General features: G+C 71.6%; 20 protein-coding genes and 1 pseudogene. 6 read left to right on the plus strand and 15 right to left on the minus strand.

The genetic code is table 11. The features are described 5' to 3' along the window. Positions 1 to 22: 22 nt before the first annotated feature. The 9 genes from ACTJJZ_RS07925 to dapA all read right to left on the minus strand — a co-directional run bounded on the left by ACTJJZ_RS07925 (position 23) and on the right by dapA (position 9,774). On the minus strand, positions 23 to 856 hold the full coding sequence (locus tag ACTJJZ_RS07925; protein ID WP_440720631.1) for a regulatory protein RecX: 834 nt from the start codon (positions 854 to 856) through the stop codon (positions 23 to 25). Positions 857 to 913: 57 nt separating this feature from the next. After that, positions 914 to 1,963 carry a recombinase RecA gene (gene recA / locus ACTJJZ_RS07930; protein ID WP_440720632.1) on the minus strand — a complete coding sequence of 350 codons (1,050 nt, stop codon included), beginning with the start codon at positions 1,961 to 1,963 and terminating at the stop codon, positions 914 to 916. A 267-nt stretch (positions 1,964 to 2,230) separates the two neighbouring features. Then, the gene (locus ACTJJZ_RS07935) at positions 2,231 to 2,455 is read right to left on the minus strand and encodes a DUF3046 domain-containing protein (protein WP_440720633.1); all 225 of its coding nucleotides are present in this window, start codon (positions 2,453 to 2,455) and stop codon (positions 2,231 to 2,233) included. A 4-nt stretch (positions 2,456 to 2,459) separates the two neighbouring features. Then, on the minus strand, positions 2,460 to 2,768 hold the full coding sequence (locus tag ACTJJZ_RS07940) for a helix-turn-helix domain-containing protein (RefSeq protein ID WP_440720634.1): 309 nt from the start codon (positions 2,766 to 2,768) through the stop codon (positions 2,460 to 2,462). Positions 2,769 to 2,888: 120 nt separating this feature from the next. Beyond that, positions 2,889 to 3,425: a CinA family protein gene (locus ACTJJZ_RS07945; RefSeq protein ID WP_440720635.1), complete on the minus strand. Its 537-nt coding sequence runs from the start codon at positions 3,423 to 3,425 to the stop codon at positions 2,889 to 2,891. Continuing rightward, positions 3,422 to 4,009, minus strand: a complete 588-nt coding sequence (pgsA, locus tag ACTJJZ_RS07950; protein ID WP_440720636.1) for a CDP-diacylglycerol--glycerol-3-phosphate 3-phosphatidyltransferase — start codon at positions 4,007 to 4,009, stop codon at positions 3,422 to 3,424. The genes ACTJJZ_RS07945 and pgsA overlap by 4 nt, the downstream gene beginning before the upstream one ends. Next, positions 4,009 to 6,843, minus strand: a complete 2,835-nt coding sequence (locus tag ACTJJZ_RS07955) for a DNA translocase FtsK (RefSeq protein ID WP_440720637.1) — start codon at positions 6,841 to 6,843, stop codon at positions 4,009 to 4,011. Before ACTJJZ_RS07955 ends, pgsA begins: the two co-directional genes overlap by 1 nt. A gap of 118 nt (positions 6,844 to 6,961) precedes the next feature. Continuing rightward, the gene (locus tag ACTJJZ_RS07960) at positions 6,962 to 8,638 is read right to left on the minus strand and encodes a ribonuclease J (RefSeq protein WP_440720638.1); all 1,677 of its coding nucleotides are present in this window, start codon (positions 8,636 to 8,638) and stop codon (positions 6,962 to 6,964) included. A gap of 158 nt (positions 8,639 to 8,796) precedes the next feature. Next, entirely contained in the window at positions 8,797 to 9,774 is a 978-nt protein-coding gene (dapA, locus tag ACTJJZ_RS07965) for a 4-hydroxy-tetrahydrodipicolinate synthase (RefSeq protein ID WP_440720639.1), read from the minus strand. An 89-nt stretch (positions 9,775 to 9,863) separates the two neighbouring features. Here dapA and ACTJJZ_RS07970 point away from each other — a divergent pair, with 89 nt between their 5' ends. Further along, complete coding sequence (locus tag ACTJJZ_RS07970; protein ID WP_440720640.1) at positions 9,864 to 10,403, plus strand: NUDIX domain-containing protein; 540 nt, start codon at positions 9,864 to 9,866, stop codon at positions 10,401 to 10,403. 34 nt (positions 10,404 to 10,437) lie between these two features. Here the strand turns inward: ACTJJZ_RS07970 and ACTJJZ_RS07975 are convergent, their stop codons facing one another. From ACTJJZ_RS07975 to ACTJJZ_RS07985, 3 genes are read right to left on the minus strand one after another with little or no spacing between them, the layout of a single operon-like run. Beyond that, a complete protein-coding gene (locus ACTJJZ_RS07975; protein ID WP_440720641.1) occupies positions 10,438 to 11,199 on the minus strand; it encodes an SDR family NAD(P)-dependent oxidoreductase in 762 nt (253 codons plus the stop codon). Between the two features lie 46 nt (positions 11,200 to 11,245). Next, positions 11,246 to 11,731 (minus strand): dihydrofolate reductase, encoded by a 486-nt coding sequence (locus tag ACTJJZ_RS07980; protein ID WP_440720642.1) that lies wholly within the window; start codon positions 11,729 to 11,731, stop codon positions 11,246 to 11,248. Continuing rightward, positions 11,728 to 12,537, minus strand: a complete 810-nt coding sequence (locus ACTJJZ_RS07985; RefSeq protein ID WP_440720643.1) for a thymidylate synthase — start codon at positions 12,535 to 12,537, stop codon at positions 11,728 to 11,730. The genes ACTJJZ_RS07980 and ACTJJZ_RS07985 overlap by 4 nt, the downstream gene beginning before the upstream one ends. Before the next feature lie 211 nt (positions 12,538 to 12,748). Between ACTJJZ_RS07985 and ACTJJZ_RS07990 the strand changes: the two genes are divergently transcribed. From ACTJJZ_RS07990 to ACTJJZ_RS08000, 3 genes are read left to right on the plus strand one after another with little or no spacing between them, the layout of a single operon-like run. Further along, positions 12,749 to 13,177, plus strand: a complete 429-nt coding sequence (locus tag ACTJJZ_RS07990) for a thioredoxin family protein (RefSeq protein ID WP_440720644.1) — start codon at positions 12,749 to 12,751, stop codon at positions 13,175 to 13,177. Positions 13,178 to 13,186: 9 nt separating this feature from the next. Further along, entirely contained in the window at positions 13,187 to 13,747 is a 561-nt protein-coding gene (locus ACTJJZ_RS07995; protein ID WP_440720645.1) for a DUF4395 domain-containing protein, read from the plus strand. 42 nt (positions 13,748 to 13,789) lie between these two features. Further along, on the plus strand, positions 13,790 to 14,215 hold the full coding sequence (locus ACTJJZ_RS08000; RefSeq protein ID WP_440720646.1) for an OsmC family peroxiredoxin: 426 nt from the start codon (positions 13,790 to 13,792) through the stop codon (positions 14,213 to 14,215). 70 nt (positions 14,216 to 14,285) lie between these two features. On the opposite strand, the gene ACTJJZ_RS08005 is transcribed toward ACTJJZ_RS08000, so the two are convergent. Continuing rightward, complete coding sequence (locus ACTJJZ_RS08005; protein WP_440720647.1) at positions 14,286 to 14,720, minus strand: hypothetical protein; 435 nt, start codon at positions 14,718 to 14,720, stop codon at positions 14,286 to 14,288. 134 nt (positions 14,721 to 14,854) lie between these two features. Here ACTJJZ_RS08005 and ACTJJZ_RS08010 point away from each other — a divergent pair, with 134 nt between their 5' ends. Continuing rightward, positions 14,855 to 15,859 carry an ATP-binding cassette domain-containing protein gene (locus tag ACTJJZ_RS08010; RefSeq protein WP_440720648.1) on the plus strand — a complete coding sequence of 335 codons (1,005 nt, stop codon included), beginning with the start codon at positions 14,855 to 14,857 and terminating at the stop codon, positions 15,857 to 15,859. Continuing rightward, complete coding sequence (locus ACTJJZ_RS08015) at positions 15,856 to 16,686, plus strand: ABC transporter permease (protein WP_440720649.1); 831 nt, start codon at positions 15,856 to 15,858, stop codon at positions 16,684 to 16,686. Before ACTJJZ_RS08010 ends, ACTJJZ_RS08015 begins: the two co-directional genes overlap by 4 nt. Before the next feature lie 53 nt (positions 16,687 to 16,739). Here ACTJJZ_RS08015 and ACTJJZ_RS08020 read toward each other — a convergent pair whose 3' ends face one another. Further along, complete coding sequence (locus ACTJJZ_RS08020; protein ID WP_440720650.1) at positions 16,740 to 19,904, minus strand: ATP-binding protein; 3,165 nt, start codon at positions 19,902 to 19,904, stop codon at positions 16,740 to 16,742. Beyond that, positions 19,901 to 20,634 (minus strand): annotated as a pseudogene (locus ACTJJZ_RS08025) (4-hydroxy-tetrahydrodipicolinate reductase). The gene ACTJJZ_RS08020 and the pseudogene ACTJJZ_RS08025 overlap by 4 nt, the downstream one beginning before the upstream one ends. Positions 20,635 to 20,706: the final 72 nt, after the last annotated feature.

Here is a 20,706-nt window from a genome sequence, read left to right on the forward strand (position 1 = left end):
CCGAGGGCGGGACAGCGCGCGCTCAGTCCGAATCCTCGAAGCGCACCCGGCCGCGGGCTGCGCCGGGCTGCGTCTCGCGCCAGGCCGTGCGTGCGGCGTTCAGCGCGACGCTCCCGCCGTAGCCGCGACGAGACAGCTGCCCGACCAGCCGACGGATCGCGGTGTCCTCGTCGTACCGGCGAAGGCCAGCCACCTTCGATCGCGCGTAGTCGAGTGCGCGCTCGGCGTCGTCGTCCTCGAGCCTCGAGAGCGCCTCGTCGGCGATCTCCCTGGGGATGCCGCGCTGTGCGAGCGTCCGCGAGATCGCGACCCTCCCCTGGCCCTTGCGATCCGACCCCGAGGTGACGAGATGCTCCGCCAGCGCGACGTCGTCGAGGTACCGGCGCTGTTCGAACTCCGCGACGATGAGGTCGCGGTCGTCCGCCGCGACGCCCAGCCCGCGCAGCACGTCCGTGGCCTCTCGGCTCGTGAGCTGCTTGGTGCGGAGCTTGCGGACGAGCACCTCCTTGGCCTCGCCGAGCGGATCCGCTGCGGCGGGCGCCTGGTCGCTGTGCCGGCCGACCGCCCGGAGCCGGGTGCGACCGTGTTCGGCCTCATCCCCGCCGTCGTCGCGCTCGGGGAGGGCGACGTCCGCCTGCGGCCGCAGTGCTCCAGCCGCAGGGTGGCGGGGCCCCGGGCCGCGACGCGCAGCCGCGGACTCCTCGGCCCAGGTCGAGCGCCACTCCGCGGCCGGGGACGACGTCTTCTCCGCCGGCGCCTCCGTGGCGCCCGCGGCAGAACCACCCCGCGCCCCGAAGAGCGGAATGACCGGGGCGAGGCGATCGTCCTGCGACGATGCCCCGTCCCCGTCACGCACGGCTCACCCCGGTTGTCGAGCGACGTCGAGACACGGTTGTCGAGCGACGTCGAGACATCAGGCCGGGCGGCGCTGCGCCAGCTCGTCGGCCGCGGATGCCGGCGCCGCCGCACCGCCGATGCCGAGCTTCTGCTTGATCTGGGTCTCGATCGTCGCCGCAATGTCCGGGTTCTTCAGCAGGAAGTTGCGGGCGTTCTCCTTGCCCTGCCCCAGCTGGTCGCCGTCGTAGGTGTACCAGGCACCGGACTTCTTCACGATGCCGTGCTCGACACCGAAGTCGATCAGGCTGCCCTCGCGGGAGATGCCGATCCCGTACAGGATGTCGAACTCGGCCTGCTTGAACGGCGGGGCCATCTTGTTCTTGACGACCTTGACACGCGTACGGTTTCCGACCGCGTCCGCGCCGTCCTTCAGCGTCTCGATGCGACGGATGTCGAGGCGGACCGAGGCGTAGAACTTCAGCGCCTTGCCGCCGGCGGTGGTCTCCGGAGACCCGAAGAACACGCCGATCTTCTCGCGCAGCTGGTTGATGAAGATCATGGTGGTGTTGGTCTGGTTCAGGCCACCGGTGAGCTTGCGCAGGGCCTGCGACATCAGACGCGCCTGCAGACCCACGTGCGAATCGCCCATCTCGCCCTCGATCTCGGCGCGCGGCACGAGGGCCGCCACGGAGTCGATCACGACGAGGTCGATCGCACCGGAGCGCACGAGCATGTCGGCGATCTCCAGGGCCTGCTCCCCGGTGTCCGGCTGGGAGACCAGGAGGGCGTCGATGTCGACGCCGAGCTTCGCCGCGTAGTCCGGGTCGAGGGCGTGCTCCGCGTCCACGAACGCCGCGATGCCGCCGGCCCGCTGCACGTTCGCGATCGCGTGCAGGGTCAGCGTCGTCTTGCCGGAGGACTCCGGTCCGTAGATCTCGATGATGCGGCCACGGGGAAGACCGCCCACGCCGAGCGCCACGTCGAGGGCGATCGATCCGGTGGAGATCACCTCGACAGGGGCGCGCTCGTCACTGCCCAGCCGCATGACCGAGCCTTTCCCGAATTGCTTGTCGATCTGGGCGAGTGCCGTTTCGAGGGCCTTCTCGCGGTCTGCGGGTGAGGGCATGACGTGCTCCTTCGTGCTCGTGAACTGCCGCCTGTAGGCTGTCGCGGCTGCTCCGGCTGGGGCGAGCTCTCCGACAAGGCGAATGACCTCGTGGTCATGCCGAACACGCTAGGAGCGGCCACCGACATTGCGGCGCCGGCTCCGGGAACCGTGGACGATCCGATCACGAAACCATCTGTGCAGGACGATACCCGCTCCTCGAACATGTCTTCGACGACACGCCGGGATGGCCGGCGTACGGATCGAACACGACAAGCGCGCGTGCGCTCAGGCGCGCTTGCGCTCCAGCCTGCCGACACCGTGGCGGCGCTCCTCCGGGACGTCCGTCTCGGCGCACAGCGCCAGCCACACATCGCGCGGCGGCACACCGGCGTCCAGCGCCTGGGCGGCAGTGCGGCCGCCGACGGCCGCCAGCACCAGATCGGCGGCCAGCGCGTCTCCGCGCGCGCCGAACTCCGCGCTCACCGCGCGGAGGAATTCGCTGCGCCGCATCCGATCAGCGCAGCGAGAACTCGGACTCGACCGACGCCACCAGGTCGTCCGGGACGACGTCCGGGATCACCTGCAGACCCTCGAGCTCGGCGATCCGATCGCCGACTTCGCGCATGATCGTCGAGATCGGGACGTCCAGAGCCTCGGCGACGGACGCGAGGATCTCGCTCGACGCCTCCTTCTGACCGCGCTCGACCTCGCTGAGATATCCGAGGGCGACGGAAGCCTTGCCCGCGACCTGACGGAGCGTCCGACCTTTCTGCAGACGGAAGTCCCGCAGCACGTCGCCGATCTCCTGTCGTACGAGAATCATCGGGACCTCCTCTCCCCCACCGAGCCGGTCGAGACGCCGGACCGGATGGTCAGTCTAACTCGCCTCAACGGATTCGATTCTAGTGTTTCGTCCTGTGCGTTGAATGTGAGCACACTCGACTCAACTTCGAGAACCGGCCTGGTATTCCCCCGCGGCCGAAGGATCTTCTGCGAGGAGGTCGACGAGCAGGGCGAGGGCCGCCTCGACGGTCGCGGCCCTGATCTCCGCACGGTCGCCCTCGAAGCGGAACGACCGGCTCACGGTTCCGCCTGCCCGGCTCACGCCGATGTGCACAGTGCCGACGGGCTGACCGCCCTGCGCGGTGGGCCCTGCCACGCCGGTCGTGGCGACGCCGACATCGGCAGCGCGTCCGTCGACGGCGAGGGCGGAACGCGCTCCCTCGGCCATCTGCCGCACCACGTCGGGGTCGACCGGCCCGCGTGCCGCGAGAAGCATCGGATCCACGTTCAGAAGGCTCGCCTTGACCGGTGTGGCGTAAGCGACGACCGCACCGTTCAGGACAGCCGACGCACCCGGAACCGAGACGATGGCGGCGCTCAGCGCCCCTCCGGTGAGCGACTCCGCGACGGCGAGACTTAGCCCGCGGACGCGGAGTGCCTCGACCACCGCCTCGGCGCGGGGCGACGGCTGCGTCACTCGGTCGCGTTCCGGTCGGCGCGTGCACCGCGGAGCTGCGCGGCGATGTAGTCGATGCCGCTCGCGATCGTGAGGATCAGCGCCACGATCATCAGCACGGTGGTCGTGATCGACCATGCCGGAAGCCCGATCCACACGTGCAGGGGCAGCAGCGCCCAGGACAGCGCCACCGCCTGCACCGCGGTCTTGATCTTGCCCATCCACGCCGCGGCGACGATGTGCTCCTTGGCGACCAGGAAGCGGTGCACGGTGATGCCCCACTCCCGCACCAGGATGACCACGACGAGCCACCACCACACCTCGCCCAGGAGGGCGAGGCCGATGAACCCGGCGCCGGTGAGCAGCTTGTCGGCGATCGGATCCCAGAGCTTGCCGAAGTCGCTGACCAGGTCGTACCGACGCGCGAGATAGCCGTCGACCCAGTCCGTCGAGATGGCGAGGATGAACAGCGCCGCCGCCACCCAGCGCAGGGCGAGGTGCGGCAGGCCGTCCGTGCCGCCGAGCAGCAGCAGGACGAAGAAGATGATCGCGAGCGGGATCCGCGCCACCGTGATCGCGTTCGGGAGCTGCCGCGGGATGTCCATCAGTCGCGCCCGGTGAGGCCCCAGGCGTCCTCGTCCGTCTCCGCCTCGACCTCGGGAAGGCCGCGGTACTGCGCCTCCAGAGGATCCTCGCCGTAGCGGTCGTCCGCGTAGCCGCCGGCCGGCGCAGCGGGCGGCAGGGGCGGTGCGGGAACGGGCGGGGCGGTCGGAGCGGGAGCGTGAGCGGACGAGGCGGCATGGGCGGACGGGGCGTGGGCCGAGGGCTGGTCGTCACCGCGGAGCTTGGCCAGCACGCCGGGCAGCTGCTCGGGCGTGACCAAGACGTCGCGGGCCTTGGACCCTTCGGACGGGCCGACGATCTCGCGGGACTCCAGCAGGTCCATGAGCCGGCCGGCCTTCGCGAAGCCGACGCGCAGCTTGCGCTGCAGCATCGACGTCGAGCCGAACTGGGACGACACGATCAGCTCGGCGGCGGCGAGGAGCAGTTCGAGGTCGTCGCCGATGTCCTCGTCGACCTCCTTCTTCTTGCCCTCCACGGCCTCCGCCACATCCGGGCGGTACTCGGGCCTGGCCTGGCCGGTGACGTGCTTGACGACCGCGTCGATCTCGCTCTCGTCCACCCAGGCGCCCTGCAGGCGGAACGGCTTGGAGGATCCCATCGGCGAGAACAGCGCGTCGCCCTGGCCGATGAGCTTGTCCGCGCCGGGACTGTCCAGGATCACGCGGCTGTCGGTGACGCTGGTGACCGCGAAGGCGAGACGCGAGGGCACGTTGGCCTTGATCAGACCGGTGACGACGTCGACGCTCGGGCGCTGGGTCGCGAGCACGAGGTGGATGCCGCTCGCGCGGGCGAGCTGGGTGATCCGGACGATCGAGTCCTCGACGTCGCGCGGTGCGACCATCATCAGGTCGGCGAGCTCGTCGACCACGACGAGGAGGTACGGGTACGGCTTGAGCACGCGCTCGCTGCCCGCGGGGACCTCGACCTCGCCGGCGCGCACGGCGCGGTTGAAGTCGTCGATGTGGCGGAAGCCGAACGACGCGAGGTCGTCGTACCGCATGTCCATCTCCTTCACGACCCACTGCAGCGCCTCGGCGGCCTTCTTCGGGTTCGTGATGATGGGGGTGATCAGGTGCGGCACGCCCGCGTAGCTGGTGAGCTCCACGCGCTTCGGGTCGATCAGCACCATGCGCACGTCGGCGGGGCGCGCCCGCATCAGCAGGCTCGTGATCATCGAGTTCACGAAGCTGGACTTGCCCGATCCGGTGGATCCGGCGACGAGCAGGTGGGGCATCTTGGCGAGGTTCGCGACCACGAAGTTGCCGCCGACGTCCTTGCCGACGCCGATCGTCAGCGGATGCGTGCTCTTGTGCGCCGCGGCGGAGCGCAGCACGTCGCCGAGCGCGACGGTCTCGCGGTCGGCGTTCGGGATCTCGATGCCGATCGCGCTCTTCCCGGGGATCGGCGAGAGGATCCGCACGTCGTTCGACGCGACCGCGTAGGCGAAGTTGTTGCTGAGCTGCAGGATCTTCTCGACCTTGACGCCGTGGCCGACCTCGACCTCGTACTGGGTCACCGTCGGTCCGCGGGAGAAGCCGGTCACCTTGGCGTCGATGTTGAACTGGGTGAGCACGTTCGTGAGCTGCTCGACGACCCGGTCGTTCGCCTCGGAACGGGCCACGGACGGCGGACCGGCCTTGAGCACGCCGGGCGACGGCAGGATGTACGGGGCGACGGGCGCCTGCGGCCCCCTCTGCCCCGGCCCCGCCGTGCCGAACCCGTCGAACCCGCCGAGTTCGTCGAGCTCGCCGGTGTCGCCGTCGTCGAGGAGCGCGGTGGTCTGCTGCTCGGCGAGCGCGTCCGCCACGGAGCGCACGTCGGTGAGCACCTCGGTCGCGGCGTCGTACGGATCGGCGTCGGTGATGACCGCCTTGTCGTACGCGGTCGCCACCGTGGGCACGTCGTCCTGCGCGGTGAGGAGCTCGGTGAGGTCCTGCGAGCCCGCGCCGCTCTCCGGATCCTCTTCACGCCCGGTCTTGTTGCGACGCCACCACGGCAGGACGTCGGGATCGTCGACCTTGTCGGCCGGATCGATCGCCGCCTCCTCCACGGGTTCGGCCTTGGGGGTCCGCTCCGCGTCGAACATCCAGGCGTAGAGGTCGCCGAGGCGCGCGCCGATCCGGTTCGGCGGGGTCTTCGTGAGGATCAGCACGCTCAGCGCGGCCAGCAGCGACAGCACGATGTAGGCGGGGATGGCGGTGAGGTAGCTCAACGGCTGCCCCAGCATCCAGCCGAACAGGCCGCCCGCGGCGCTCAGCGCCACCATGCCCTGCTTGGGCTGCGGCATGCCGCCGGCGACATGGCAGAACCCGGCCAGCGCGATCACGAACAGGCCGAAGCCGATCCCGATCCGGCCGTTGTCGTGCACCGATGACGGATGCCGGAACAGCCAGCCGGCGAGCAGCAGCAGCAGCACGGGCGCCACGAAGGCGACACGGCCCACCAGAGCGCCCACGGAATAGGCGCTGATGTTGCTCGCGACCGCGGCCCCGATGAAGAACCACTCGTTGACGGCGCCCGCGATGGCGAGCAGCACGAGCAGGAACGGGAAGCCGTCGCGGCGCTGATCCTTCTCGAGCGTCTCCGGCCCGAACGCGCGGAACAGCCCCCCGACGCCGTGCGCGATGCCCATCCAGGCGCGCGCGATCATCGGAGGCTTCTCCGGCTCGTCGACGTACCTCTTCGGGGCGGGAGCGGCCTTGGCCGCCGTGCTGCGCGGCTTCGTCCCGGACGCGGCGCCGGAGCGGGCGCGCGCCGAAGGCTTCTCCGCCGCACTCCTCTTCTCGTGAGTGGTCGCGTTCGAACTCCTGGGCATGCTCCCACGCTACGGCCGGGCGCAGACATCGGGCCGCAATGACGCGGCTTTCCGCGGGATCCCGCGCGGATCGGCCCCGACCGAGGGCGAGGGGCCGATCCGAGGACGTGGATCGCGGTCAGGCCTCGATGACCAGCGGCACGATCATCGGACGGCGGCGCAGCTTCTGGTTCACCCAGCGGCCGATCGTGCGGCGGACGACCTGGGACAGCGCGTGCGTGTCCCGCACGCCGTTGCCCGAGGCCTCCTTGAGCGCGGCGATGATCTTCGGCGCCACGTCGTCGAACACCGAGTCGTCCTCGGCGACGCCCTTGGCGTGGATCTCCGGGCCGGAGATGATCGCGCCGGTCGCCGAGTCGACCACGACGATGACGGACACGAAGCCCTCCTCGCCGAGGATCCGGCGATCCTTGAGGTCGGCGTCGGTGATCTCGCCGACCGTGGAGCCGTCCACGTACACGAATCCGAGGTCGAGCTGGCCGGCCACCCGGGCGACCCCGCCCTTGAGGTCGATCACGGTGCCGTTGGAGCCGATGATGGTGCGCTCGGCCGGGATCCCGGTGTCCTGCGCGAGCTTGGCGTTCGCGATCAGGTGCCGGTACTCGCCGTGCACGGGCAGCACGTTCTTCGGCTTCAGGATGTTGTAGCAGTACAGCAACTCGCCGGCGGCGGCGTGGCCGGACACGTGCACGCGGGCGTTGGCCTTGTGCACGACGTCGGCGCCGAGCTTGGTGAGGCCGTCGATCACGCGGTAGACGGCGTTCTCGTTGCCGGGGATGAGGCTGGAGGCGAGGATCACCGTGTCGCCAGGGCCTGGCTCGATCGCGTGGTCGAGGTTGGCCATGCGGCTGAGCACGGCCATCGGCTCGCCCTGGGAGCCGGTCGACATGTACACGATCCGGTCGTCCGGCAGATCGCGCGCCTTCTTGTAGTCGATGAGCACGTTCGCCGGCACCTTGAGGTAGCCGAGCTGCTCGGCGATGGTCATGTTGCGGACCATGCTGCGCCCCAGCAGCGCCACCCGGCGGCCGTGCGCGTGCGCGGCGTCGAGCACCTGCTGCACGCGGTGCACGTGGCTGGAGAAGCTGGCCACGATCACCCGGCGGGGCGCTTTGCCGATGACCTGGTCGAGTACGGGCCCGATCGAGCGCTCGGTCGGCGTGAAGCCCGGCACGTCGGCGTTCGTGGAGTCGACCAGGAACAGGTCGACGCCCTCCTCGCCGAGGCGGGCGAAGGCGCGCAGGTCGGTGATGCGCCCGTCCAGCGGCAGCTGATCCATCTTGAAGTCGCCGGTCGCGAGGACCATGCCGGCGGAGGTGCGGATCGCGACCGCGAGAGCATCCGGGATGGAGTGGTTCACGGCGACGAACTCGAGGTCGAACGGCCCGACCTGCTCGCGCTGCTCCTCCTTCACGGTGAGCGTGTACGGCTTGATCCTGTGCTCCTTGAGCTTCGCCTCGACGAGCGCGAGCGTGAGACCGGATCCGATCAGCGGGATGTCGCCCTTGAGGCGCAGCAGGTACGGCACCGCGCCGATGTGGTCCTCGTGGCCGTGCGTGAGCACGACGCCGACGATGTCGTCGAGACGGTTCTTGATCGGCTCGAAGTCGGGCAGGATCAGGTCGACGCCGGGCTGGTGCTCCTCGGGGAACAGCACGCCGCAGTCGACGATCAGGATCTTGCCGTCGAGCTCGAAGATCGTCATGTTGCGGCCGACCTCCCCGAGTCCGCCCAGGGGCGTGATCCGGAGAGTGCCGGGGGCGAGCGCTTCTGGCTCAGCGAGGGGAATGGTCATGGATGCCTCCTAGGCGGGGCGCGCTGCGCGCCCGGTGGTCGTGGATCCCCTGCGCCGGTCCCCCGGCATCGACGGCCGAGCCGCCGAAGACCGGTCGGTCGACGGCCGATCCGTCGACGGCCCGTCCATCAACGGCCCGTCCATCAACGGCCGGTCCGTCAACGGGTGGTGCCGTGCACCTTCGGGAGCGCGCCGCCGGCGGCGGCGTTGCGGTCGGGGCGGAAGTCGGAGAAGTCCGCGCCGGGGACGTCCTTGACGAGCGCGAGCTCGTCCTCGATGAGGGCGGCCTCCCACTCCTCCGGCCCCACCAGGGGCAGCCGGACGCGCGGGCTGTCGATGCGGCCGAGGCCGTGCAGGATGTACTTCGCCGCGACCGTGCCAGGCACGTGCGTCATCGCGGCCCGGACGAGCGGCTCCAGTCGCTTGTGCGCCGCAGTGGCCGTGGCGAGGTCGCCGCGGTTCACCGCGTCGACGATCGTGCGATACGGGGCCGAGGTGATGTTGGCGGTGACGCCGATGAGGCCGGTGGCCCCGATCGACAGGTGCGGCAGCGCGTTGGAGTCGTCTCCGGAGAAGTACATCAGGTCGGTCTGGTTGAGCACCCGGCTGACCTCGGAGAAGTCGCCCTTGGCGTCCTTGACCGCGAGGATGTTCGGGTGCTTCGCGAGGCGCAGGATCGTCTCGTACTTGATCGGAACGCCGGTGCGGCCCGGGATGTCGTAGAGGATGACCGGCAGGTCTGTGGCGTCCGCGACGAGGCGGAAGTGCGTCAGGATCCCGGACTGGGTCGGCTTGTTGTAGTAGGGCGTGACGATCATGATGCCGTCGGCGCCGGCCTTCTCGCTCGCCTTGTAGAGCTCGATCGCGTGCGCGGTCTCGTTGGATCCGCCGCCCGTGATGATGGTCGCGCGGCCTGCGGCGACGTCCTTGCCGACCTCGACCAGGCGCAGCTTCTCTGCGTCCGTCAGCGTCGAGGTCTCGCCGGTCGTGCCGGTGACGACGATGCCGTCGGCGCCGTCCGAGATGACACGGTCCATGTGCTTCTCGACGGAGGGCCAGTCGACCTCGCCGTCGGCCGTCATCGGGGTGATGAGGGCGACGAGCACCTGTCCGAAGGGATTGCCCGTGTGCGTCATGCCTCCAGCGTATCGGTTCGGGTGATGCTCACGCTGTGCCGGCCGCCCCGACGGCGCCGCCGCGGGAGAGGTCGGATTAGGCTCGCGCCATGGCCTGGCAGACCCATGAGTCCCTCACCGTGTACGACAACCGCTGGATCTCGGTGCGCGAGGACCGGATCACCGGCCCCTCCGGCGACGGGATCTACGGCGTCGTCACGATGAAGCATCCGGCCGTGTTCGTGGTCGCCCTGGACGACGAGGACCGCGTCTGTCTCGTCACGATGGAGCGCTACACGACCGGGGCCTCGGTCGAGGTGCCCGCGGGCGGCAGCGACGGCGAGGATCCGCTGCGGGCCGCGCAGCGCGAACTGCGCGAGGAGACCGGTCTGGAAGCCGAGGAGTGGACGCCGATCGGCACCATGAACGCGCTCAACGGGATCGCGGTGGCCCCGGAGCACGTCTTCCTCGCCCGCGGCCTGCGCACGGTCTCGGACAGCGCGCCTACGCAGGCCGAGGAGGGGATCGCCGCGATGGACCGGGTCCCGTTCGCCGAGGCGGTCGCGATGATCGCCGACGGCCGGATCACGGATGGCGAGACGGTCGCCGCCCTCGCGTACGCGGCGATCCACCTGGGGCGCTTCGCCTGACCCGCATGCGGGTCGGGCGTGCGGGCTGCGCCGGCTACATCCGGCCGCGCCGGGCGATCCGCGTGGTGAGCGAGCGGGGCACGAGACGCGAGCCCGCGATCATCGCCCTGTAGCGCAGCGACGGGATCACCACGCCCCTGCCGCGAGCGGCGGCGCGCAGGCCCGCGCGCACGACGTACGGGGCGTCCAGCCACAGGAACGCGGGCACCCCCTCCTCGCCGGCTCCGAGCCCCATCCGCTCGTGGAACGTGGTGTGCACGAATCCCGGGCAGAGGGCGGTGACGGTGACGCCGTCGCGGGCGTACTCGTCGTTCGCCCAGCGGCTGAAGCCGATGAGCCACCGCTTGCAGGCCGAGTACGTGGAGCGCGAGATGAATCCCGCCACCGAGGCGACGTTGACGATGCGGCCGCCGCGGCCGCGCATGACGCCGAGCGCCGCGTGCATGAGCCGCATGGGCGCCTCGACATGCACGCGCAGGTGCCGCACCTCGTCGGCGATGTCGTTGTCGGCGAACTGCAGCGGCAGCCCGAACCCGGCGTTGTTCACCAGCAGATCGATCGGGCGTTGCGCATCCGAGATCCGGCTCGCGACGCGGCCGACCCCGTCCTCCCTGGCGAGATCGGCGACGATCACCTCGACGACGACACCGCGGCTCGCCGTGAGCTCCGCGGCGAGTGCGTCCAGTGCGTCCTGCGACCGCGCGACCAGCACGAGGTCGGCGCCGCGGGCGGCGAGCTGACGCGCGAACTCCGCGCCGAGGCCGGCGCTGGCGCCGGTGATGAGCGCGGTGGGCATGGGTGTCCTCCGTCGGGTCGGGCGATCGTCGGGTCGGGCGACCGGATCAGCGCTCGTAGCCGAGGAAGCGGTAGCGGATCCCGGTCCTGCTCGTCCGCCACTCCCCCTCGGACGCCAGCCGGAAGCCGTCCCGGGACGGTGCGAAGGCGTCACCCGGCACGTCGAGGTCGAGCTCGGTGACCTCGAGCCGGTCGGCGGATCCGATCACCTCGCGGAAGATCTCGCCGCCGCCGATGATCCAGGCGTCGGCGAGGCCGTCGAGGGCGCCGCCGATCGAACCCGCCGTGCGCACGCCGTCCGCGGACCAGTCGGCCTGCCGGGTGACCACGACGTTCTCCCGCCCCGGCAGCGGACGGAACCGCTCGGGCAGCGACTCCCAGGTGCGCCGCCCCATGATCACGGGCGCGCCGAGCGTGATCTCCTTGAAGTGCGCGAGATCCTCCGGCACGTGCCAGGGCATCGTGCCGCCCGCGCCGATCACGCCGCCGTGCGCCTCGGCCCAGATCAGGCCGATCGTGGTCGAGCCGGTCATACCGCGACCGCGGCCCGGATCGCCGGGTGATGCTGGTAGTCCTCGACCACGAAGTCCTCGAACGCGTAGTCGAAGATCGAGTCCGGCTTCCGCGTGATCCGCAGCGTCGGGTACGGGTAGGGCTCGCGGGTGAGCTGCTCCTGCACCTGCTCGAGGTGGTTGTCGTAGATGTGGCAGTCGCCGCCCGTCCACACGAAGTCACCGGGCTCGAGGCCGGTCTGCTGCGCCACCATCAGCGTCAGCAGCGCGTAGGAGGCGATGTTGAACGGGACACCGAGGAACAGGTCGGCGCTGCGCTGATACAGCTGGCAGGACAGCTTGCCGTCCGCGACGTAGAACTGGAACAGCGCGTGACAGGGCGCGAGCGCCATGTCCGGGATGTCGGCCGGGTTCCAGGCCGACACGATGATGCGACGCGAGTCGGGCGAGTTCCGGATCTGGTCGATCACCTGCTGCAGCTGATCGATGCGTCCTCCGTCGGGCGTGGGCCAGGAGCGCCACTGCACCCCGTAGACCGGGCCCAGGTCGCCGTCCGCGTCCGCCCACTCGTCCCAGATCGTGACGCCGTGCTCCTGCAGCCAGCGCACGTTCGAGTCGCCGCGCAGGAACCACAGCAGCTCGTACGCGATCGACTTGAAATGCACCCTCTTGGTGGTGATGAGCGGGAACCCCTGCGCCAGGTCGAAGCGGATCTGCCGGCCGAAGACGCTCGTCGTCCCCGTGCCGGTGCGGTCGTCCTTGTGCGTGCCGGTCGCGAGCACGTCGCGGAGCAGATCTTCATACGGCGTGGGGATCGCGGCGCTCATGCGTCTCAGCGTACCGGCGGCGTGCGTGGCTCGGGCCCTTCGACAGGCTCAGGGACCGAGGGGGCAAGGGGTCAGGGACCGAGGGGCGCGGGCTCGGGGACCGAGGGGGCGCGGGGTCGGGGACCGAGGGGGAACGGGGACGGGCAAGGCCGTGCCCGACTCGATCCGTCATATCCGCCCGTGCCTGCGACGCCGGACGTAGCCTCGGAACATGTCCTTGCCGATCGCGCTCACGCTCGTGGCCGCGCTGCTCGCGGCGACCGTGATCGCGGGCGTGCTGCTGCGGCGCCGAGACGGCCGCGCCGTGACCGTGCACGGCGACCGGCACGTCGATCCCGCCGATCTCATGCGGCCCCTCGGCGCCCAGGCGACGCTGGTGCAGTTCAGCACGGAGTTCTGTGCGCGCTGCCCGCAGGTGCGCCGCCTGCTCGGATCCATCGCCGCCGAGCGCTCCGGCGTCGTGCATGCCGAGGTCGACCTCACCTCCCGCGCCGACCTCGCCGCCCGCTACCGGGTGCTGAGTACCCCGACGACGCTCGTGGTCGACGCGGACGGCAGGATCCGCTCCCGGTTCACCGGCGTGCCCAGCCCGGCCGCCGTGCTCTCGGCCCTCGACGGCGATCACGCCGCTCACGCATAGGAGACCCGCATGACGCCTTCCCCCGGTATCGATCCCCGCGGACCGCGCTTCGCCGCGTGGATCACGTCCGCACTGCTCCTCATCGCGACCGTGCTGGGTCTGGTGGAGGGATCCGTGGCCCCGCCGCACGACGCACTCCCCCAGGGGTTGCAGGACATGGTGTCGCTGACCCGCACGCCGCCGGGGCTGGTGGTCCTCGAGCGGTTCGGCCAACCCGCGTTCCTGCTCACCCTGGTGATCGCCCTCCTCTTCCTGTGGGGCGTCCTCTCGCCCACCACCCAGCCCTGGAGCGCGCTGTTCCGCAGCCTGGTGCGCCCGCGTCTCGCGCCGCCGAGCGAGCTGGAGGACCCGCGGCCGCCGCGATTCGCCCAGGGCGTCGGCCTGGTCGTGGTCGTCATCGGCCTGATCCTGCACCTGCTCGGCGTGCCGTGGGCGCTGCCGATCGCCACCGCGATGGCATTCGTCGCCGCCTTCCTCAACGCTGCGTTCGGGCTGTGCCTGGGCTGCCAGCTCTATCTGCTGCTGCACCGCGCCGGGATCCTGGGGCCCGGTTCCTCGGCCGCGGCCTGATCGATAGGCTGGCAGCCACACCATCCCGATCGGAGGATCCTCATGTCCGTCACGAGTGAAGCCGCTGCCACCTGGACCGGAAGTCTCATCGAGGGTGAGGGATCCGTGTCCTTCTCGTCCTCGCATCTGGGCACGTTCCCTTTGAACTGGAAGGCGCGCTCGGAGGGATCCGAGACGACGACCACCCCCGAGGAGCTCATCGCCGCCGCGCATTCGTCCTGCTACAGCATGGCGCTGTCGCACGCGCTGGCCGGCAACGGCACCCCTGCCGAGCGGGTGAACACCACGGCGTCGGTGACCTTCAAGCCGGGCACGGGCATCACCGGCAGCCACCTCAACGTGAACGCCTCGGTCCCCGGCCTGGACGCGGAGACGTTCCAGCGCCTCGCCGAGGAGGCCAAGACCGGCTGCCCGGTCTCCGCCGCGCTCTCCGGCATCGAGATCACGCTCGAGGCGACGCTCGCCTGACGCTCGACCGTCTTCGGCGGCCGCATCTCCCTGGGGGATGCGGCCGTTCGCGTGTGCAGGGCGGGGGGCGCTACTTCGCCAGGCGGATCGCCGCGCGGATCGCCGCACGCGCGTCTTTGCGCCGCCCGGCCGCGTCCTGCACCACGCCGAGCCGGTACTGCGCGCGCCAGTCCTCGGGTTCGGCGGTCGCGGCGCCCCCGTACTCCGCCAGCAGCCGGTCGGCGTCCTCCGGCAGCAGGTGCCCGTTCGCGCGCAGCTCCGCCGGCGCCTGCGGCATGCCGCCCTCGGCGTCCAGCGTGCGACCGAGCCGATCCGCGGCGAGTCCGAACTGCAGCTCACGCACCAATGCCCAAGCGCCGATGAGCGGCATCACGAGCAGGGCGACCCCCATCGTGACCCCGATCACCTGACCGGATCCGAGCAGCACCACCGCGCGCCATCCGACGAGCGCGATGTACAGCACGAGAAGCGCGGCCATGACCACGACGCCGATCCGGGATCCCATCCCCCCATCCTAGGTCGGCGTCGCGGTGCCCCGAGCGGTACGCGGGGCCCGCCGGCGAGCGCACCGACAGCGCCGGAAAGGACGTGACAGCGGCACGACAGCGCCGCGAAAGCGCGACGGCCGATGCTCTGAGCATGACGAATTCCCCCACTGAATGGGCCCTGGAGGCCGACGGACTCGTGAAGGTGTTCGGAGCGAACCGCGCGGTCGACGGCGTCGACCTGCAGGTGCGCACCGGCACCGTCTACGGAGTCCTCGGCCCCAACGGCGCCGGCAAGACGACCACCATCAACATGCTCGCGACCCTGCTGCGTCCGGACGGCGGCACCGGCCGCGTGTTCGGGCACGACGTCGTCCGCGAACCGCACATCGTGCGGCAGCTGATCGGAGTGACCGGGCAGTTCGCCTCGGTCGACGAGACCCTGTCCGCGACCGAGAACCTGATGATCTTCTCCCGCCTGCTGGGCCTCAGCCGTGCGGAGGCGAAGGCGAAGTCCGCCGACCTGCTGGAGCGGTTCGGCCTGACCGAGGCCGCAAAACGGCCGCTGAAGAACTTCTCCGGCGGCATGCGGCGGCGCCTCGATCTGGCGGCCTCGCTGCTCGCGCAGCCTCCGCTGATCTTCCTCGACGAGCCGACCACAGGGCTCGACCCCCGCACCCGCGGGCAGATGTGGGACACGATCCGCGAGCTCGTGAACACCGGCTCCACGGTGCTGCTGACCACGCAGTACCTCGACGAGGCGGACCAGCTGGCCGACCGGATCGCCGTGATCGACCACGGCAGGGTCGTCGCCGAGGGCACGCCGGACGACCTCAAGGCGTCGGTCGGCACGTCGTCGCTGCAGCTGCGCGTGCGCGACGCCGCCGACAACGCCGACGCGCTGCGCGCGATCGAGCAGACGCTCGGGGTGCGCGGCGTGCTCTCCCCCGAAGCCTCCCGGATCACCGCCCCCATGACGGACCCCGACCGGATCGCCGAGCTCCTCATCACCTTCCGCGAGGCCGGCATCGGCCTGGCCGAGCTGAGCGTGCAGAAGCCGACGCTCGACGAGGTGTTCCTCACGATCACCGGCCGGTCCGCCGACGCGGACCTGGCAGCCGATCCCGCAGACGCACAGAAGCAGGAGGTCAGCGCATGAGCGCCCTCACCCTCACCGCCGGGCCCATCGTGCCCGCCGCCGAGCGCCGGCTCAGCCCGCGCGCCGGCCTGTCCCTCATCCTCCGCAACACCATCACGATGGCCGCACGCGGGCTGATCAAGATCCGGCGCACGCCGGAGCAGCTCGTCGACGTGACGGTGCAGCCGATCCTGTTCACGCTGATGTTCACGTACATCTTCGGCGGCGCGATCTCGGGAGACGTCGCGAACTACCTGCCCGTGATCATCCCCGGCATCCTGGTGCAGACCGTGATCACCACCTCCGTGGTCACCGGCGTCCAGCTGCGCGAGGACATGGACAAGGGCGTGTTCGACCGGTTCCGCTCCCTGCCGATCGCGCGCATCGCGCCGCTGTCGGGTGCGCTCCTGGCGGACACGATCCGCTACGGCATCGCGACCGTGCTGACCTTCACCATGGGCTTCCTGATGGGCTTCCGTCCCGCAGGCGGCCTCGGCGCGGTGATCGGGGCGGGTCTCCTGGTGATCGTGTGCGCCTGGGCGATCAGCTGGATCTTCGCGTTCGCCGGGGTCATCGCCCGCACCGCGTCCAGCGTGCAGGGCATCTCGATGCTGATCCTGTTCCCGCTCACGTTCCTGTCCAACGCCTTCGTCCCGGTGGACACGATGCCGGGCTGGCTGCGGTGGTTCGTGAACGTCAACCCGGTCTCGCACCTGGTCACGGCGGTGCGAGACCTGGTGAACACGGGCGCGTTCGGCGCCGACGCCTGGATCTCGCTGCTGGGCGCCGCGATCATCGTCGCGGTCTTCGCACCGCTCACCGTGCGCGCGTACATGCGCAAGGCCTGACCCGCAGCGGGCAACGGGGCGTCCTCCACGGCGAGGGCGCCCTGTTCACGTGCTCAGCGGCTGCCGCGGGCGCCCAGCACCGCGAGCCCACGGGCGACGCGCTCGCCGGGGGTGAGTGCCGCTGCGGCCGACCTGGCGCGCGCCACGGCTTCCGGACCGGCGATCCGCTCCGCATCCGCCAGATGCACCGCGAAGTCGAGACTCGGCACGTTCTGCCGCCCGCCGAGGACGTCGGCCAGAGCGACCGCCTCCACCCCTCGCTCCACGGCGCCGGCATGGCGCAGCGCCCACGCCGACCAGCCCAGCAGCGCGGTGCCGAGCACGGGCCGGTCCACGCCCTCGCGGCGCTGACGGCATACGGCGATCGTGCGGGTGCGCAGCCGCCGCTCCCAGACGGCGAGTTCGTCGTCCGGGAGGTCGAGCTCCCGCGCCGCGGCGGACAGGTAGCCGGAGAGCGCCATGAGGTACCACGGCGTGCGGCGCTGCGCCGGACCGGCGAACGCCTCCATCGCGCGGGCGAAAGCGTCCGCCGCCGCCGGCAGCGATCCGTCCCGCAGGTCGGCCTCGGCGAGGCCGTACAGGCCGATCGTCGCGAGCTCGAGGCCGTCCTGGCTGAGACCGCCGTCGTCGATGAGCCGGCGGAACAGGACGCGCGCGTCATCCGTACGTCCGAGGCAGAGCAGCACCCCGCCGCGGAGCCACTCCTGCTGGTCGAGCTGGTCCTGCGCATCGAACTCCTCGAAGACCGTGGCGGACCGTTCCATCCACGTCATCGCCTCCGCCGGCCGGCCGGACTGCGCGGCCAGCTGAGCGGCGAGATCGGCCGCGACGCCCTCCGCCCACCGTTCGCCGAGCCTCCGCGCACGGGCCCAGGCGCTGCGCGCCGCCGCCATCGCGATGTCCGCCTCGCCGTCGTTCTCCGCGCGGTGCGAGCGCAGCACATCCGCGGCGAGCAGCGCATGCGGATCCTGCACGTCCGCGGGCAGGCCGTCGAATCCGACGGCGTTCGCGTGCCCCGCTGCGATCAGCGCACCGGCGAGCAGATGCCAGGCCGGGGCCAGGGCGTCTCCCGCCTCCCGCGCGTCCCTCGTGGCCAGCGCCAGGCCGCGGGCGGCGAGCGGATCCCCGACGATCATGCCGCCGAGGGAGCTCATCAGGAGCGCCATGACCGAGAGCGCGGGATCGCGCTCCTGCCGAGGAACGGCGCCGGCGACCTCGATCATGGGCGCCGAGTAGCCGATGAGCTCGGTGAACGAGCCGCGGATGAACCAGGACTGCCCGAGCACGGTGAACAGGCGCAGCGCCTCGGCCCCGCGCCCGTTCTCGATCAGGTGGCGCAGCACATGCACCAGGTTGTCGTGCTCGGCCGTGATCGAGCGGTGCGCCGCGGCGGTGAGCCCCGTCGGGAACACCAGGGCGGGGGCGCCGTGCCGGTCGGTGAAGGCGAGCGCCCACGATACGACCGCCTCCCAGGCGCCGTCCTCCGCGCCCGCTTCCGCGAGCCGGTCGTGTCCGAACTCGCGCACCGTCTCCAGCATGCGGAAACGCACCGCCCCGGCGCCGTCCTCGAGCACGTTCAGCAGCGAGTGCGTGACGAGCCGTTCCACGATGTCGTCCGCCGGAGCGCCGAGCACGGCCTCGGCGGTCTCGACGGCGAAACCGCCCGGAAGCACCGAGAGGGCGGCGAGCGCCTGTTGCGCGTCGGGCGCGAGCAGATCCCAGCTCCACTCGATCACCGCCTGGAGCGTGCGGTGCCGCTCCGGAGCCGTGCGATCCCCCGTGGTGAGCAGCGCGAACCTGTTCTCCAGCCGTCGTTCGATCTGCTCGGGCGTCATCGTGCGCACGCGCGCCGCGGCGAGCTCGATCGCGAGAGGCAGCCCGTCGAGGCGCGCACAGAGACGTGCCACGACGTCGAGGTCGAGCGTGGCGCCCGGACGCGCCGCGTGTGCGCGCTCGAGGAACAGCCGCACCGCGGGTGCGACCGCGGTGGCCTCGATCTCGAGCGGCTCGAGCGGCAGCACGCGCTCGGCGGCGATCGCGAGCGGGGCTCGGCTGGTGGTCAGGATCCGCAGCGCCGGCACCGCGGCGAGCAGGTCCGCGGCCCACTGCGCCACCCCGTCGATGACCTGCTCGCAGTTGTCCAGCACGAGCAGTGTCGAGCGGTCGCCGAGCGCGGCGACGATGCGCGCCGCGAGGTCGGGGCGCGGACGCTGCTCCGCCATCCGTCCCCCCGGCGCGTTCTCGCTGATCCCCAGAGCCGCGGCGATCGCGACCGGCACGCCGGCATCCGCCCGGACGCCTGCGAGCGGCACCACGATCACCGCGGGGGCGGTCGATTCCGCCGCGAGCGCCTGCGCGAGCCGCGTCTTGCCCAGGCCGCCGGCGCCCATGACGGTGACCAGCCGGCCCGCGCGCAGCAGCGCCCGGGCCCGCGACAGCGCATCGTCGCGGCCGATGAGCTCGTTCGGCGCCGCCTGCACGCCGATGCGCACGCGCGGACCGTCGTCGTGGCTGCGCAGCAGCCGCGCGTTCAACGCCGTGATCTCCGGCCCCGGCGAGACGCCGAGCGCCTCCCTGAGCGCCGTGCGCAACCCGGCGAACACCGCAAGGGCCTCCGCGGGGCGGCCGTCGGCTGCGAGCGCCTCCATCAGGGCCGCGTGCACCGTCTCGTCGAGCGGCCTCGCCGTGGCCAGGTCCCGAAGCAGCCCGATGCCCTCGGCCGGCTGCCCGGCCTCGATGAGGGCCGCGGCCAGGCGGCGCTGCAGCTCCCGGTGCAGTGCTCCGGCCTCCGTGGCGAGGTCCTCCGCGATCGGGGATCCGCCGAGATCGACGCCGGGCTCGCCGCGCCACAGCCGGATCGCCTCGCGCAGGACGCGGATCCGCTCCGGGTCGCCGTGCGGCAGCGCGTCGGCCTCGGCCCGCAGCCGGCGGGCCGCATGCAGGTCGGTGTCGTCCGTGCCGAGCGCGTAGCCGCCGGGCGCGCTCGCGATCGCGTCCGCGCCCGCCGTCGCCCTGGCCCGGGAGACGAGGGTCTGCAGCGCCGCCCGGGGGTTCTGCGGCTGCTCTTCGCCCCACACCTCGTCGGCCAGCGCGGGAACGGAGCGGGTCGTGCCGGCACCGGCCAGGACGAGGGCGGCCAGCAGGGCGCGCATCGGGATGCCGCCGGCGTCGCGATCCGCGATCCGCACCGGCCCGAGCACCGCGATGCGCGGCGTCATGCGCGCGGCCGGATCCCCAGGTCGATGACGTTGTCCAGACCCACGACCACACCGCGCAGGTCGCGCGCGAAAGGCAGCGCGAGGCGGATCCCCGGGGCGTAGGCGGCGGCCGGCTGCACCGTGTCGTGCACGATCGAGAGCGACTCGCCGGGACCGGACAGGATGATCTCCTGCTTCGCGATGACCCCGGGGCGGCGCAGGGAGTGCACGGGCACGCCGGCGACCTGCTGACCGCGCGCCCGCTGGTCGACGTGCGGCGCGACGACCGGCCCCTGTTCGGCGCGGGCGGCCGCGACGAGCTCNCGGTGCCGCTGGGCGAGTCGATCTTGGTGTGCTGATGGGCCTCGATGATCTCCACGGACCCGAAGAACGGCGCTGCGAGGGCGGCAAGGGCGGTGCCGAGCACCGATCCCAGCGAGAAGTTCGGCACGAACAGTGCGCCCGTCCCCGCGGCGTCGACCAGCGGTCGGATCTGCGCGATCCGCTCCGCCGACCAGCCGGAGGTCCCGACGAGGACGTTGAGGCCGCGGTCGACGGCGGCGCGCACGATGTCCACGCTCGAGGCCGGGGTGGTCGCGTCCACGACGAGGTCGGCCTCGTCGAGGGAGTCCATGGGGCTGCGAGAACCGAGCGACGCCGCGATCTCGAAGCCGTCGAGGTGCGCGATCACGTCGCCGATGATGGTGCCGAGCTTGCCGGAAGCGCCCACCAGGGCCACGCGCGTCGTCATGTCCTCAGTCTATTCAGCGCGGTCCGCCGCCATCCTCCGCGCGGCTGGCGGCGGCAGCGGCCTCGGCGGCGA

The sequence above is a fragment of the Microbacterium sp. 22242 genome, assembly GCF_052045495.1.
Lineage (GTDB): Bacteria > Actinomycetota > Actinomycetes > Actinomycetales > Microbacteriaceae > Microbacterium.